The organism is Coleofasciculaceae cyanobacterium, from assembly GCA_036703275.1.
Classification (GTDB): domain Bacteria; phylum Cyanobacteriota; class Cyanobacteriia; order Cyanobacteriales; family Xenococcaceae; genus Waterburya.
The window spans coordinates 1-15,547 of the sequence record DATNPK010000011.1; the positions used below are offsets into that span (position 1 = coordinate 1).

The window sequence follows — 15,547 nt, forward strand, 5'->3', positions numbered from 1 at the left end:
TCCTCCTTTGAGTAAGATGTCTTCGCCATAAGTTCCAGGTTGATCCATGTGATATAAATACACAGTAGCTTTGCCACCTTCGCGCCACATATATCTAGAAGTAAAACCGTTGTTGCCGTTAGGTTTTGTTCCTCCAGAAGCGAGATCGCCTTCACCTAGTCCTGGTAGCTTACCACCACTATGTTTAGGACCGTCAAAATCAAAGCCTTTGTCGAACTTTAGCCAGTAGGAAAGATAATATTCTTTCTGTTCAGGAATTACCCACTTTGCCCCAGCATTAGATTGTTCATTATTCGGATAGTTCATCTTGAGAGAATTGTTACCTGAATGAGCGTCTGAACTAGAAATAGAAGCAAACTTGTCCATCTGATTAGACCAGTCAACGTTCCAGTCTTTACTTTGAGCTGCATTACTATACACGGTGCCGCCTTTGTGATTCTCAAATCCGACGGAGATAGCGCTTTTACTTAGTTTGGGTGCAGGCGCAGATATAGGATCGCTAATGGGTGACCCCATTAAAGAAGTGAATTTGGGGACAATTGCATTTTTACCCTGATCGTCAATAATAAAGATCGCTTTAACGGTTTCTCCTGGGTCTAGAGTCTGCCCGTTGCCTTGTCCGTCGATTGTATAGTTGCCCTTACCGTTATTGATGTTATACCCTTGTGGTACTAAATCTACGCCATAAGCTCCTCTGATACTGTAGTCGGCCAGGTTAAAGTTTAACTTCCAGTCTTTAGCAACTGATTCTGAAGTTAAATCTACTTCGAGTTTGTATCCTCCTTTCCAGTCTTGTGATACGTAGGTATTTGCCGAAAGGCTTGAGTTAGAAATTTTAGTGATAGCCATAGTACTTTAAGTAACGAGGTAATTGAATTAATTTGTTTAACTTAATTACCTTTATAAAAGCTTTATCTTGGCTAAAGAGTGACTTCACCAGTCTGGGATCGGACTTTAGGATCACACGGGTTAAGTGAGATAAAAGTTGTCTAATGAGTTAAAGCTATTGGCGATAAACCAAGCGCAATACGATGTAAATTATTAAAAGCGATCGCGATCGCACCAATCTATTTGTCTACATCTGCAATGGTGCTACCACCAGGAATATGAGCGGTAATATTTTGTTCGTGAGCCACTTTATTTTCTGATTGTTGTTCGTAGGTAAGCTCCTGCTCCTTTTGTGCTGCATCTGATGTGCCTTGTTTATCTGCTTCTCGTTCGATATAACTAGAAGGTTTTTTAGCCTCAGAAAAGTCTACGGGTTGATTATTTTAGTTGGTCATGTCTTTTAATTAAAGTTAACGCTTTACTTCACAGTATTGAAAAAGCTTTAATTAAAATAATTCTTCTAAGCAAAAAAAAAGTCTTAACAAGGCGGTAGTCTCCTGTAATTACTGCTCCACCTTGGATCGAGCTATAAAGTTCTCAATATAAATCCCAAGATCAATTGAACCATCTCCTGCCCCACCACGTCTTATTTATAATCTTCGGTAAACCTGCTAGCTTATTTGAGTAAACTACTGTGGAAATTTAAGCATGAATTGGTTTGAATCTGCACGATTGGGTATGTTCGTTCACTGGGGACACAGTTCCACAAAAGGATGGGAGTTATCCTGGCCTTTGGTTGGTGGTGTATTCAGCCTTCCTTATTGTCAAGATGTGGCAGTTGCCGAGTATCATCAAAATGCCGAGAATTTCAATCCTACCGCTTATAATCCCCGACAGTGGGCAACCCTGGCTAAAAGTTTAGGGGTACAGTATGTCATCTTAACCACCAAGCATCACGATGGTTTTGCTCTTTTTCCCACTGCAACCAGTAACTTTTGCTATGCTATGGGCGAACGACCAGACCTAGTTAAACAGTTCGTCGAGGCAATGCGTGAAGCTGGCTTAAGAGTAGGTTTTTATTTTTCCCTAATCGACTGGCATCATCCCGACTATCCCGCCTTTACCGAAGCCGATAAGCCCTATCGTTTTGACAAGCTGCCTCAACCCACACCGCAGCAATGGTCGCGTTTTACTGAGGTAATGTTTGAGCAAATACAAGAACTGCTAACTAACTATGGTCGCATAGATATCATTTGGTTTGATGGTAGCTGGGAACGTACCCCCGAACAATGGCGTAGTTCGGAATTAGGGCAAATGATTCGACAGCTACAGCCAGACATTCTGATCAACGACCGCCTGCCAGGACAGGGAGACTTTGCTACCCCAGAACAGTTCGTACCGCCTCAGTCCCCCAATGGTCTTTGGGAAGTATGTTTGACGATGAACGAAAGCTGGGGTTATAATACTGCCGACAACAACTACAAATCAGCCAGAGCTTTGGTACATACCCTTTGCGAAATAGCTGGCAAAGGAGGAAATTTACTGCTCAACATTAGTCCGATGGGTGACGGTTCAATTCCACCAGCCCAACAAGAGCGTTTATCAGCCGTTGCTGAATGGATGTCGCGCTATGGAGCGAGCATTCTTAACACTCGCTCGGGACTAGAACCCTGGCAGTTTTATGGTTCATCAACTCGCCAGGACAATTTTTACTATTTACACTTGTTAATGAAACCTTACGAAACCATTTCGGTACGCGGTATTCCCATCAAGCAAGTAAAATCAGTTAAAGTCGTCGGAAGTAACGAACCTCTAACTTATAGCACTCGCTGTTCGATCTTAGATGAGCTTACCCAACCCAATCCAAAGGGGGAATTAACAATTAGCGTTCCCGAATCGGTTATCGACCCTTTAGCTACTGCAATCGCCATAGAATTAGCGACCTCTTGACGAACAAAGTAGAATAATATTCTTGAGATCTCTAGCAATAGGGTAAATTTATATGTGGATAGTTGAGAAAAAAGTAGGCATCTTCACTCACTATTTAACCTTTTCGGGTAAGTTCCAGCCAGGAATGGAAAAAGCCAAACATTTCGCCTCTAAAGAAATGGCAGAGATTATGGCTAAAGCTCATGGTGGGGTAAGTCGCCAATTAGATGGGAGTAAGTAAATTGCTTTTCTACACTATTAGAAGATTTTAGAAGAGTTAGCTGGTTGATGGAGAGCGATCGCACATCTATTATTGTCGCTTCGCGGTTTTATCGCTTTTCCCCTCCGCCCCTCTGGGGAACCCGATTCACCTGCCTCTGGTCGTCTGTCTTCTCAGCTGGGTAAGCATCACACAGCAATCTCAGTATAATGACTTCAATAATGTCGCCTCGCGGTTTATATGCGGGGTGTCCCCGCACCCCGATATCGCTTGTCAAGGGCTTACGCAAGCTGCGCCGGTTTAGTCTGTGTTGCCCCTCGTTCTTGCTGACGTTCGGGTTTCGGTTGGTTCGGGGCGTGGCGTTGACTTGGTTTGTCGGTCTTTCTTTGCTGGTTCTGTTTCTCTGCTGGTGTTTTCCGTTGCTTCTGGTCGGTTTGGTTCGGGGCGTGCTGCTTTTGCCCGTCGTTCTTCTCGCTGTGTGCTTTTTGTGGCTTCGGGTTTTCGCGGTTTGCTGGTGGTCGTTCCCGTCGGTGCTTGCCCTGCTGGGGTTCGCTGGCGTGAGAATGACGCAGCCAATGGCGAGAAACGCTACCTTCAATTCTAGTCTCAGCAGCAGTATCGTTCACAATTTTTCTAATTTGTCTCGTTTGGAGAGGTTTATCGCCTTTACGAGAAGCAAAGACCCTGAAACAGCAGTCTTTGCTTCTCTTGGTAGCGAGTAAATCAGATCGGGGCTATAGTGAATCATGCACGGGCTACTCGATCTACCATTACTTGAATATCTAAATCTTTAGCGGACATCCCAGGAACTTCTAATTTTAGATGTAAAGCATCATCAGTTTCGGTCAATTCCGCAGCAGGAACTTTAGCTAAATTACCAAACTCACCAAGATGATCGAAAGTCAAAGCATCATCGAACAAGCGGTTTAATTGGCGTTGCATTGAGTTGATTTCTTGCCAAGGGTTGTAAAATTTGGACTTTAGATTAGACCTCAATGCAAAGACAGAAGAACAATGAACTCCAGCAGGATATTCATTTTACGATGGTCAACTAATTCGCGCTCCGTAGGCTAAGCTCAGCTTAATCGCTCTCATTACAGCCAATCAGAACAGATAAAAATGCTAAATAATCATCCTTTTTTTTACGCTTTGTGTGTCCTCAATGCAGACATAAGTTTAATCGAGAAAACCAAATAGTTCACTTTGATTGTTTTGAATGCGATTTTATTGATGATTCAGTGTGGCGATCACTACGGGTACACCCATTCGGGTAATCGCCTGAACATCTAACTCAAAGGCTGACAAAAAGAATCAGCCCTGGCTAAATAAACCAGGACTCGATTGTTGAGAGTCTAGAAAACAATGATGGTATGAATCTTAGTAGCCGTGAGGAAGGTATTGATTTACATCAACTTGGTCTTGAACATTAGTTTGATTCGCATCTTGACCGATGACGTTACCAGTACCAATAGCAGCAGCCGAATTAGCGTTTAATTGGACTGAAGTTTGAGCATCGGGAGTGGAAGGAATTCCATAACCACCCAAGTCTAATTGGTTTTGGTAACTGGTTTGGTCGGTGTTTTGGTGGATGAAGTTACCAGTGCCGACAGCAGCAGTCGAATTTTTATTGTTTTGAATGCTAGTCTGAGCGTCTTGAGCTTGGGCTACGCTCGGGTTTCCCGAGCTTGTAGAACCAAGCTGTTGTGCCAAAGCAGTTAGAGGAGCGAAAGCGATAACAGCAGTAAGAATCGATCATGTAGTTTTTTTCATGAGTTAAGACCTCGATCTGGTAAAAGTAAAATTTAGTAGTTGTTTTGCTTACATTCACTAGTTACGTAAAAGCTATTTTTTTTATGCAGATTTACTTTTAGTTGGTCAAGAAGCGATCGCAACATCTATAACGTCGCAAAGGGAGGCGGTTGCCAAGCAAGTCGTTAGACTCAGCTAGTCCTTTAGAGCGGTTTAATTGCTTTCCCCTCCACCCCTCCTCAAAAGGGTAGGTTTTTTACAAAGAGGTGAGTAACGGCTTGACTAAGAGTGTATAAGTAAAAAATTACTCAAAAGACTAGAGAGCATCAAATGGGATCTCTGGCATGGCAATGTTTTTGAAGCTTTACAGCAAATAGACGTATGGCAACGATTCACGAATTAAAGGGTCATATCGACGTCAAAGAATTGCACAGCAATAGTTTGAATCGTATTCCTTAAACTGTAAAGCATAAGAAATTGTTGATTAATTATAAGCATATTTGAAATTGGTCTTACGATTAAAATAAGATAATTTCAATGTATAAAATTACAATATATTGGTTATGAAACGTAAAGCAAGCTTGATTTATATTGTTATGGCAAGTTGTCTGGGCGCGATCTCTCTACCTAGTCTGGCTCAATTTCCTAATCCTACTCAAAACCCCGTGCCGACAGCCCAACCAGTAACAACTTCTGCTTCAACACCCCAGTCTGGCTTTTTTTGCGATACTAGTGGAAAAGTTCCGACAACTATGTATAAAAGTAGACAAGGAAATTCAGAACCCTGGATTCAGTGGGTCAGCGATCATTTTTCTGGTTCTGGATGGAGTCCAGATACACGTTGCAAAGAGGTCAGCTCTCGCTTGGAAACCTACCGCAAGGACAAGAAACTAAAATATGTGACTTTAGGCACGGTTAATAATCAATCAGTCATTTGTGTTGCTAGCAAAGATCAAGGACCATGTGAAGGAATTATCTACACTCTTAAGCCTGGTCAAGACGGAATACAAGCGTTAAATAATCTCTTTGCTTGGCGTCAAGGAGAGCAAGGCTTGGAGTCAAATTACGAATCAGTTATAGCAATTCCCTATATTAATGTAGGAACAAGACTAGATAAAACCACAGCCGAAGCAACATCAGAACCCAAAACTGGCACAACTAAAAAAACTGCACCGCAACAAGTAACTCCCGACAAATATAGAGAGTTATAAGCAAGCATGGCGCTCGAACAGAATGAAAATTTGTCGCAGACAATTCCCACTAAAAATTCTTAACTACGCGGTTCTATCTTTGCTAAATAACTATAAATGGAAAGTAAAAATACTCTTGCCTACTGTCATAATTTGTGGAGGTGTTTGGCAACAACCCGTACAAACCCAAGCAGTACCGAGTTACGTTCTTCCTGACGATACCTATAGTCAAGATATTTATGAATTAGCACAGTCTAGCACTGTCAGAATTATTTATGATAATGCTGCTGGAACGGGGGTCATTATTTATCAAGCAGGACAAACATATACTGTTCTTACTAACTGGCACGTTGTAGGGACTGATAATGTTTTTCAAGTTATGACTGCTGACGGTCAAATACATCAATTATTGCAACCTCCACAACAGCTAGGTAATTTTGATTTGGCTATTGTCCAGTTTCAAAGTCTTGAGAATTATCAAGTAGCTACCGTTGCTTCTGATAATCTAAAAGTAGGAGAAAAAGTATATGCAGCGGGTTTCCCTCTCTACGAACAAAATGATAGTTCGGTTAATACCATTTCCTTGGGAACTCAAGCATTCAGACTGACTCAAGGGGAAATATCTTTAATTCCGCCTAAGTCATTACCAGAGGGGTATCACTTAGGATATACCAATAATACAGAAATAGGCATGAGTGGAGGACCTATTTTTAATACCAAGGGTTTTTTGGTCGGGGTTCATGGTCGAGGTAAGTATCGTGACCCCGATTTTGGTGTATACACTTTTGAAGATGGTAGCGAACCAACGCCCGAAATGCTGGAAACCATGATTAACTCTAGCTGGGGAATTCCCATTTCAACTTATTTACAATTTACTTCCCAAGCATCACAAAACTAATTTACATATGAATCGTTTTTTTTAAATTCTAGTTTACTAACAAGTATTATATCGGGAACGGCAGTTACGGCAGCACTAATCATAATTCAATCTTCGGTAGTGTAGCAATAGTGTTGACAAGATAAGAAGATTTACGAGGCAATAAATCAGTGTAAAAATTGAGAAAATTATTAAATGACGGTTTCGATAGCAGTAACTTGTCCTAGTTGTAAATCTACCAAGGTGGTAAGAAATGGCAAATCATCTCAAGGAAAACAACGCTATCGTAAGGAGCAATAGTCAATGTTCTGGTTGTACTTTTAGCTTAGATTACGAACAAAACGGTAACAAGCCACAAGTCAGAGGAAAAATTACGCAAATGGCAGTCAATGGTAGTGGTATACGCGATCTAGCTAGATTACTCTCAGTAAGTACCCATATAGTCATGAAGACACTGAAAAAAACACCCCTTAATAGAAAACGTCAATCACCAATGGTGAGAGAATTTTGGTTCGCCAGAGCTAGTTGTCGAAGTTGAGAAAGTAGAAGTAGACCAAATGGCGAGTTTGGTTGGCCAAAAAATTTACTCGCGATGGCTGTGGCACGCTAAGTTGAAACAGCTACTCAAGCCGTTGGCAATTACCAAATTTTATCCGGATAAACTTAAAACTTACCCTGGTCATCTAACCAAAGATGAAAGGCAAATCAGTAAGTACAAGATGCAAAAGATTGAGCGCGAGACACGGCGAATTTAGTTCGCCATGTGTAATCGCGCTGTTGAGAAAAAGCATTTGACCTTAAGAACCAGAATTAAAAGATTACAGCGAAAAACTATCTGTTTGTCTAAAATAACTCAGATGCACGATTTAGTAATTGGTTTGTAGATTAACAAGTATGAATTTGGTAGAGAAATCTAGCTGTTTCAACACTGTTGCTACACTACCTTGCCATGACTGGATTACGACAGTATCTTTTAGCGCATTTCATTTATTGTTCTGCTACTTAGTTTTTCATCTTGAAATTGTCGGGCATAAAATCTAGCGTATACGCCATTTTTATCTAGCAATTCTTGATGACTTCCTGACTCAACTATTTGCCCTTTCTCTAAGACTAAAATGCGATCTGCTCGTCGTACGGTAGCTAAACGGTGGGCAATGACAAACACGGTACGATCCTGCATAATTCTTTCTAAAGCTTCCTGTACTAAGGCTTCAGATTCTGAGTCTAAAGCTGAGGTGGCTTCATCTAAAATTAGGATTCGAGGATCGAGTAAAATAGCACGGGCGATCGCAATTCTCTGTCTTTGTCCTCCTGATAAATTGACTCCTCTTTCTCCCACATAAGTAAAATAGCCTTGGGACAGTTCGCTAATAAACTGATGTGCATTAGCAATTTTAGCAGCGGCTTTAATATCTTTGTAAGCGAAATTGCTTTTTCCAAAAGCAATATTCTGAGCAATCGTACCAGAAAATAAGGTATTTTCTTGCGGAACAATTCCTATTTGTTGACGCAAGCTTTTGAGCGTAACATCTTGTATATTGACACCATCTATAAAAATTTGCCCACAATCTGCATTATAAAAACGAGGCAATAAATTTACTAAAGTAGATTTCCCAGCTCCTGAAGAACCGACTAAGGCAATAGTTTCTCCAGGGTAAGCTAGCAGGCTTAAATTATTAATTACAGGAATGCCTTTTTGATAGCTAAAGCTAACAGCAGCATATTCAACTTTACCCGTTACTGACTGTAAAGCGATCGCCTTTTCTGTTTCGATTACCGCTGGTTTAATTGTCAATAATTCAAAAATCTTATCTACTGAAGCTTGTCCTTCTTTGAAACTATTATAATTACTTGTGGTATGAGTAATCGGATCGATTAATAGTGCTACCCCCGTGATATAGCTCACAAAATCTTTTCCTGTAAGATTACCCAAGGAAATCTGCCAACCGCCTAAGAAAAAAATAAATAATACGGTCATTACCAACAAAAAACCGACCACCACAAATTGAAATGCTTTTGCCTTCTCTGCCTGATATTTAGCCTGTCGGTTAGCTTCTGCTTCATGACTAAAACGTTCCAGCTCATAACTTTCGGCGGCAAAAGCCTGGACTAAGCGAATACCTCCCAATACCTCGGTTAACAAAGCAGATAAATTAGAAATGCGGTTTTGACTACGCCGTGAATATTGCAATAACTTTTCGCCAAACGCCCCAATAATTAATCCCATTACTGGAGCTAAGATCAAAGTTGCGATCGTCAACTGCCAATTAAGCCAAAGCATATAGCCCAGCACCACAACTAACTGCAAAATACAGGGAACAAAATCATGAAAAAACTGATTAATTACTTCCCCAATGCGATCGATGTCTTCGGTTAAACGATAAGTCAGATCTCCTGTTTTAGCTTTTTCAAAGTAGTTTAAACTTAGCTTTTGTAAATGGCTATAAACAGACTTTCGCAGGTCTAAGGTGATGTTGAGAGCCGCTTTCGCCATCAATGAATCTTGTCCGTATTGAGCAACGCCCTGTAGGAGAAAAACAATCGCAGTTAATCCTGCTAGTCGAGCAATACTACCAGGATCTCCTTTGCCAATGTATTGACTTACTTCTCCTGCCAACCATGCTTTAATCGGCCAGAATACTGTAAATATGAGAGTACAGACAAAAGCCCAGACTATGATTAGACTTTGCGGACGAATAAACGGTATGAGTTGCCAGTAGCTACGATTCTTCAAAGCTGCCTTATAGAGTTTATGGTAGTCATCAGTCTACACTAGAGCTTGTTGCTGTCAATTAATTTTGTATTTTTGAGCTATCTATTCAAGGCTAATTGTCAAAAATTGACAAAAAAAAAGTGCGTTGTCTAAAGACGCACCCTGAAAATTGGTAAATAATAATGAATATCTAGTCTTAATATTTATTATTTCACAGCTTTTTTTAATCATCGCTATATTCATATAATCTTGTTTAAATAACAACAATCTTTATCTTGTCTTTATATAAATGCATTTGCGGTGATTTAGTAACCTTCAGATTTATGGCTTTTTAGCTATTGACTTTCGGTTTTAAATCATTATTTATTGTTCTAGAGTTGAGGTCAAAAACTGACTTTTTAGGCTCTGACTTATCAATGCCATGATTAACTATTAACAGCCAGGCTAAAATTCGTTCTCTTCTATATAGCGTAAAGCTAAATACATTAGTCCGACAAAGACAGCCATACCAATCAAAATTATGCCAATGAGGCTATTTCCTGCCCTAAAGGCGATCGCGATCGCTGCCAAGAAAGGAATAACCAAAACTGCCAACACTATACTCAGCTTAACAGGAGTCCAGTGAATATCTTTCCAGGTAGTTTCAATCTTACCGTTGCCTCCTATCTGTGGTAATTCCGCCTTTTGAGATTTAGCAATTCTGCCTTGGACTAATCTTTTGGGTAGGTTGTGCTTTTCTGGTGTCATAGCTAGGGAGCAAAAATTAATTAAAGTTTGCACGATCAATATTCTTTCGTGATTGACCAGGGCTTCGCCCTTCGAGGTATGAGGTATGAAGTATCAAGCTAGCTGCTTACTTGCTCCTGACTTCAAGACACAAGCCTTTTTCAAAGAGCGTGAACTTCGTACTTCATACTTTTTTTGACCAAACAAAATATCAAACTCAGGCATTCAGATTAACCACTTAACCGAGAGAATGACAGGATCTGCGTAAATATAGTTATTAATACTTAAAATATTGTGATAAATATTAGTTTAAATTCATTAAACAACCAAAGCTTACTAGTTTTCTGTAGACAGCGCAATTTTGCTCGTTTAACCTTTCAGTAGATCGAGACTGTATTAAATATGAATGAGGCTGTATGAGTGGAGATGCGATCGCCTTGGCTAAAAAGATCAAAATTCAGTTTGAACATTGCCAAAAGCGAAGGCAATATTCTCAGATGGCAAAACTGATAACTTATGCTTTACAGGTAATTCCGAGTAATTATAATCAGCAGATTTTTGGCTATATTCCCAATCTATTTTCACAAGTTGAACTAGATCTTACTTCTCAAATACAGGCAAAGGAGTTATTGATTGGCGAACCTGTAGTTTATAAAATCTATTATCCTGCTCAACAAGAACTATACGGCATTCCCTATTTTTATATTTTTTGCTATCTTCAAGAAAATTCTCAACAGCTCAATGTTTATTTTCAAAGCGCACATCCACGCTCTAAAAATTTATCTCCCGAGCAATACTATTTAAACCAATCAACCATAAATTTTGAAGGGGGTATATCCGCTTTTAATTCTAACAACCTATCGGTAATTAGCATTAGCGATCCTGGACATTTTATTCCTGGATTAACCTCTAGTTACTATGCAGGATCGGCAGAATTAAACTTTACCAAACTAATTGCCCAGGTATTAGAACAAATCTGTAATTTAGCAAAGATTAAGCTTAATAATACAATGCTGTTTGGTTCTTCAGCAGGTTCATTTGGCGCATTGCTTAGCAGCACCTATTTGCAGCAAAAGACTAACGTTTTAGCAGTAAATAGTCAAATTTACTTACAAAATAGAAACCATTTAATGAAGTTTTTGTTTGGAGTTAATCAACCTCAAAAGCTCTTGACAAAATTTGGCAATCAAATTGACTGTTACTATAGATTTAAACAAGATTTGAGGAGCATTCCCAACATTTATATCTTGGCTAACATCAACGACCATCTACATCAAAGAAACTTCGATTTTTATCAATTATATTTATCTAGATTTACTCAAAAAGGTCTTAATAATCAATCCGTTTTTGATAGCTACTATGGCATAGAAGGTCATGGTCGCCCTGAAACAGCTTCTTTAAAAGCTAAAATCGAAATTGCTAGAAAAATTTTAACCATGAAGTCAAGCGATCAATAATTCAACTTAAAGCAAAATAGGATAATTAAAGCGATTACCCGAAGGGTATCCGTGATAGAGTCCTTTAGGGGACATTTATTTCTACAGCCAGATCTCAGGCACCTCAGTCTACTACTAAATCTCTGATTACTTTTGAGCAATGCTATTAAGCGACAAACTGAATATCCGGTAATAGCGGATCTTTAACAATACCAAAACCAGCGTAATTCCAACGCTCCATTAAGCCTTTGAGTTGAATTGGCGAAGCTGTTTCTACGGTAAGGCGATCGCGAAATTCTTGACCGTGAGTATTAATGTAGCTCATGGCATCATAATCATGCTGAAAGACTAACAGATAACTTGCTTCAACACCTCTTGATTCGGGCATCCGAGCCACTAAATATTTGCCGTCTTGCTTAGAACGAATTAAGTAATTAATTTGTAGTAACATTCTTGCTCCTGCATCCCGATCTATATTTCTGGATGGAACTTAATTTTAAAGCATTGCATTTGTCTTGTATCAGCTTAGCGAACTGATGGCTACTTGAGATCTGCCAATTTAATTTTGGGGTCAACCGCTTTTAAGAGCAAATCCGCCAGCAAGTTACCGATAATCAACATAGTTGCTCCCATCATCAGACTTGCCATAACTAGATATTTATCTTGAGCTTGAACTGCCTGCAAAGTTAAACGTCCCAAGCCTGGCCAATTAAAGAAAAATTCAGCGATAAACGAACCACCGAGCAAGCTGGCAAATTCAAAACCTAACAAAGTGATTAGAGGATTAATGGCATTGCGCAGTGCGTGAACATAAATAACTTTGTTTTCTGGCAAACCCTTGGCACGAGCGGTTTGAATATAGTCTTGACGCAGTACATCTAGCAGTTGACCTCTGGTTAAACGCTGCAATCCCGCGAAACTAGTAATACTCAAAGCTATGGTAGGCAACACCATATGCCAGGCAATATCGAGTATCTTACCCAGAGGCGATAGCTCTTCATGATTGATAATAGTCATGCCACCTACGGGAAAAAGAGGAGACAAAAACTGAGCAATAATTAAAAAGATTAGGGCGGTAATAAAGCTGGGAAATCCTTGTCCAAAATAACTCAGCACTCGCAGAACTTGATCGACACGACTATTTTGCTTGACTGCGCTGAGAATCCCCAAAGGAATGGCGATCGCCCAAGTCAGCACGATCGAAGCGATCGCTAAAGCTAGGGTGGCAGGAATCCTTTCGATCAGTAGCGAAGAAACGGAACGAAAGTAAACGAAGCTTTCGCCGAAATCAAACCGAGTAATTACTCGCCACAGCCAGCGAAAATATTGAACCATGGCTGGCTGATCTAAGCCAAACTGTTCGGTTAGCTCGTTAATCCGTTCGGGGGTAATCTGAGGGTTTTCTCTGAGGGTATCAAGATAGTCTCCTGGTGCTATTTCGACAATGGCAAAACAAAGAGCAGAAGCCAAAAGTAGAGTTAATACAGCCTGGAATAATCTCTTGAGAATGTATAGAGTAGTTTCACTATAGAGAATATTTTGAAGCTGAGATAATGGCGATCGCGCGATCGCATTGTTACTTTGAGCCATAGATTTATCCAGTTAACTCGTTAATCAAACAATAGCCGAGTGGCAATTAAGCGAAATAGGCTGCAATCCAAAATAAACTATCGACTAAAATTGTGCTTAAAACTGCCCCAGCAAACGCCCACCAGTGTAGCTCGGTTTTTTTCAAAGACCACCAGCTAACCGCTAATAAAATATTAACCAAAACAATTGCCCAACTAATACCCCAAAAAGTTTGAACTTGAGTCAAGGCGGCTTTAAATATTGGCGAAGCCAAAGCAGGATCTAGATCGACAGTCATTAACTCGCGCCAGTAAGGAATTACCTCAACCAGATAAAAGTACAAATCGGTAATAGCTGTACCCAGCAACGAGCCAAGATAAAAGAAATTACCAATTTTTCCCCAACCGCGCCAAATACACCAGAGGGCAAAAGGTAGACCAATAGATTCAATTGGAAGATGAATTAAAGGTTCAGACCTCAACCAACCCCAATAAATTGAACCAGCCAGCCAACTCCAGCTAAAGCCTAAGATAATATCACCCCACCAGCGGCTTTGAGGTCGTTCCCACAAATACCATCCTAGTCCCACCCAAAACAGAGTCAACAGCAGGCTAACCTTAGGAAACAGTCTGACTATTGGAGCTTGAAAAAATACTGGTACGGAAACCAAAAAAGAAGCTGTAAAAAATACGCGCCATGCTTTACGCTCTTGGCTTTGTTGCAGAGTCAAACTGAGAATGTTGGGGGTCGTCGCTGAAGAGCAGTCGGAACTTGAAGAAGATGTCACAAGCAGAATAAATAATTGTGTTGGGTGGACTAAGTTTAATTTTTGTTACTTATCTTTACCTTTATTCAAAATACCACAGTTTTTTGGTCGGGGATCTGCATAACCAAGATTAAGAACAGGATTAATTTTAGTCCTAAATAGAATATCGACCTTAAATTATCTAAATCGCCTTAAGCTTTTTTAAAGATTTGCTGCTAATTTTAAAGCCCAAGTGATATTTGCATTTAAAGACTTTACAGCCGAGCGCCAACATGAATCGTAATAATTAAATATTATTTTAATATGATTAATTCAAGGCTAAACCTTCCTTAACTTATCTTTGACCATAAATGTCCTAAACTGCAAGTTAATTATAGATAGAGCTACAACAGATGCAGGAACAAATCTATACAAATTACCGCTTGCTCTTACCTACAGAAGAAGTATTAGGCACGATCGCAGTTAAAGATGGCATCATCTTAGATATACAACCAGGGATAGTATCCCAAGGGCAAGATGGCAATGGTAACTATCTTGTACCTGGATTAATTGAACTTCATACCGATAACTTAGAAAAGTGTATTTCTCCTCGCCCTGGAGTCAGGTGGAATTTAGCTGCTGCCGCAGTCAATCACGATCGCGATTTAATCAGTTCGGGTATTACTACAGTATGTGATGCGATCGCGATTGGTGATGTTACCCCCAGAGACGATTCTTTGAGGTTACATCATTATGCACCAATGATCGAGGCGATCGCCCAAGGACAAGCAGCAGGAAGGTTTAGTGCCGATCATTGGCTACACTTGCGGTGTGAATTAGGTTACGAACATCTTTACGACATCATTGAACCCTTAGCACAGCATCCTTTACTAGCACTGATATCTTTGATGGATCATACTCCTGGTCAACGTCAGTTCGTCAATACTGAGAAGTACAAACAATATTACGTCGGTAAGCATGGAATACCAGTTGAGAAGATGGAAGAGTTTATCAAGATGCGTCTAAACAACCAGAGACAATATGCGGTTGAAAACCGACAGGCGTTAGTAAAAATGACGACAGAAAAAGGAATATCTCTAGCTAGTCATGATGATGCGACAGTGGATCATGTACGAGATGCGATCGCCGAGGGAGTCGTTTTGGCTGAATTTCCCACTACGATTGATGCAGCCCAAGAAGCACACAGCAACGGTTTATTAGTGCTTATGGGTGCGCCAAATCTGGTTTTGGGTGGTTCGCATTCTGGTAATGTTTCGGCAATAGAACTAGTGAAATTGGGTCTAGTTGATATTATTTCATCTGATTATGTTCCTAGAAGTTTATTACAATCAGCATTTATTATCACTCAACAAAGTAATCAACCACTGTATCAAGCGATTAAGCTGGTTACGCTCAATTCAGCTAAAGCGATTAATTTAGATCGGCAAATTGGTAGTTTAGAAGTTGGGAAGGTAGCCGATTTTATCACAGTGCATGACGATAAAATTGTCCCCAGAATTTTAGAAGTATATAAACAAGGCGATCGCGTTGCTTAAACCAGAGGA

17 protein-coding genes are annotated in these 15,547 nt (G+C 40.1%); 9 read left to right on the top strand and 8 right to left on the bottom strand.

All coding sequences use genetic code 11. The annotated features are described in order from the left end of the window. Nucleotides 1–849 (bottom strand): hypothetical protein (locus V6C71_01160; protein HEY9767098.1); only part of this gene is annotated, 849 nt, incomplete at its 3' end. 687 nt (nt 850–1,536) lie between these two features. On the opposite strand from V6C71_01160, the gene V6C71_01165 reads away from it, so the two are divergent. The 3 genes from V6C71_01165 to V6C71_01175 all read left to right on the top strand — a co-directional run bounded on the left by V6C71_01165 (nt 1,537) and on the right by V6C71_01175 (nt 3,581). After that, nucleotides 1,537–2,778 (top strand): alpha-L-fucosidase, encoded by a 1,242-nt coding sequence (locus tag V6C71_01165; GenBank protein ID HEY9767099.1) that lies wholly within the window; start codon nt 1,537–1,539, stop codon nt 2,776–2,778. A gap of 52 nt (nt 2,779–2,830) precedes the next feature. Continuing rightward, on the top strand, nt 2,831–2,998 hold the full coding sequence (locus V6C71_01170) for a hypothetical protein (protein HEY9767100.1): 168 nt from the start codon (nt 2,831–2,833) through the stop codon (nt 2,996–2,998). Nucleotides 2,999–3,284: 286 nt separating this feature from the next. Next, a complete protein-coding gene (locus tag V6C71_01175) occupies nt 3,285–3,581 on the top strand; it encodes a hypothetical protein (GenBank protein HEY9767101.1) in 297 nt (98 codons plus the stop codon). A gap of 140 nt (nt 3,582–3,721) precedes the next feature. Here V6C71_01175 and V6C71_01180 read toward each other — a convergent pair whose 3' ends face one another. Together V6C71_01180 and V6C71_01185 are read right to left on the bottom strand one after the other, a co-directional pair. Beyond that, nucleotides 3,722–3,919 carry a hypothetical protein gene (locus tag V6C71_01180; protein HEY9767102.1) on the bottom strand — a complete coding sequence of 66 codons (198 nt, stop codon included), beginning with the start codon at nt 3,917–3,919 and terminating at the stop codon, nt 3,722–3,724. 435 nt (nt 3,920–4,354) lie between these two features. Then, nucleotides 4,355–4,687: a hypothetical protein gene (locus V6C71_01185; protein ID HEY9767103.1), complete on the bottom strand. Its 333-nt coding sequence runs from the start codon at nt 4,685–4,687 to the stop codon at nt 4,355–4,357. A gap of 602 nt (nt 4,688–5,289) precedes the next feature. Here V6C71_01185 and V6C71_01190 point away from each other — a divergent pair. The 4 genes from V6C71_01190 to V6C71_01205 all read left to right on the top strand — a co-directional run bounded on the left by V6C71_01190 (nt 5,290) and on the right by V6C71_01205 (nt 7,677). Further along, nucleotides 5,290–5,937, top strand: coding sequence for a COP23 domain-containing protein (locus tag V6C71_01190; GenBank protein HEY9767104.1), 648 nt, complete (start codon nt 5,290–5,292; stop codon nt 5,935–5,937). A gap of 115 nt (nt 5,938–6,052) precedes the next feature. Continuing rightward, the gene (locus tag V6C71_01195) at nt 6,053–6,814 is read left to right on the top strand and encodes a serine protease (protein HEY9767105.1); all 762 of its coding nucleotides are present in this window, start codon (nt 6,053–6,055) and stop codon (nt 6,812–6,814) included. Between the two features lie 232 nt (nt 6,815–7,046). After that, nucleotides 7,047–7,331: an IS1-like element transposase gene (locus V6C71_01200; protein HEY9767106.1), complete on the top strand. Its 285-nt coding sequence runs from the start codon at nt 7,047–7,049 to the stop codon at nt 7,329–7,331. Nucleotides 7,332–7,554: 223 nt separating this feature from the next. Further along, complete coding sequence (locus tag V6C71_01205; GenBank protein HEY9767107.1) at nt 7,555–7,677, top strand: IS1 family transposase; 123 nt, start codon at nt 7,555–7,557, stop codon at nt 7,675–7,677. An 89-nt stretch (nt 7,678–7,766) separates the two neighbouring features. Here V6C71_01205 and V6C71_01210 read toward each other — a convergent pair whose 3' ends face one another. After that, nucleotides 7,767–9,527: an ABC transporter ATP-binding protein gene (locus V6C71_01210; protein HEY9767108.1), complete on the bottom strand. Its 1,761-nt coding sequence runs from the start codon at nt 9,525–9,527 to the stop codon at nt 7,767–7,769. A gap of 423 nt (nt 9,528–9,950) precedes the next feature. Next, nucleotides 9,951–10,253, bottom strand: coding sequence for a hypothetical protein (locus V6C71_01215; protein HEY9767109.1), 303 nt, complete (start codon nt 10,251–10,253; stop codon nt 9,951–9,953). Nucleotides 10,254–10,648: 395 nt separating this feature from the next. Here V6C71_01215 and V6C71_01220 point away from each other — a divergent pair, with 395 nt between their 5' ends. Further along, nucleotides 10,649–11,689: a hypothetical protein gene (locus V6C71_01220; GenBank protein HEY9767110.1), complete on the top strand. Its 1,041-nt coding sequence runs from the start codon at nt 10,649–10,651 to the stop codon at nt 11,687–11,689. A 145-nt stretch (nt 11,690–11,834) separates the two neighbouring features. On the opposite strand, the gene V6C71_01225 is transcribed toward V6C71_01220, so the two are convergent. The 3 genes from V6C71_01225 to V6C71_01235 all read right to left on the bottom strand — a co-directional run bounded on the left by V6C71_01225 (nt 11,835) and on the right by V6C71_01235 (nt 14,024). Then, entirely contained in the window at nt 11,835–12,119 is a 285-nt protein-coding gene (locus tag V6C71_01225) for a hypothetical protein (GenBank protein HEY9767111.1), read from the bottom strand. 89 nt (nt 12,120–12,208) lie between these two features. After that, nucleotides 12,209–13,258, bottom strand: coding sequence for an ABC transporter permease (locus tag V6C71_01230; protein HEY9767112.1), 1,050 nt, complete (start codon nt 13,256–13,258; stop codon nt 12,209–12,211). Nucleotides 13,259–13,304: 46 nt separating this feature from the next. Next, entirely contained in the window at nt 13,305–14,024 is a 720-nt protein-coding gene (locus V6C71_01235; GenBank protein ID HEY9767113.1) for a DUF3120 domain-containing protein, read from the bottom strand. 371 nt (nt 14,025–14,395) lie between these two features. On the opposite strand from V6C71_01235, the gene V6C71_01240 reads away from it, so the two are divergent. Continuing rightward, nucleotides 14,396–15,538 (top strand): alpha-D-ribose 1-methylphosphonate 5-triphosphate diphosphatase, encoded by a 1,143-nt coding sequence (locus tag V6C71_01240; protein HEY9767114.1) that lies wholly within the window; start codon nt 14,396–14,398, stop codon nt 15,536–15,538. Nucleotides 15,539–15,547: the final 9 nt, after the last annotated feature.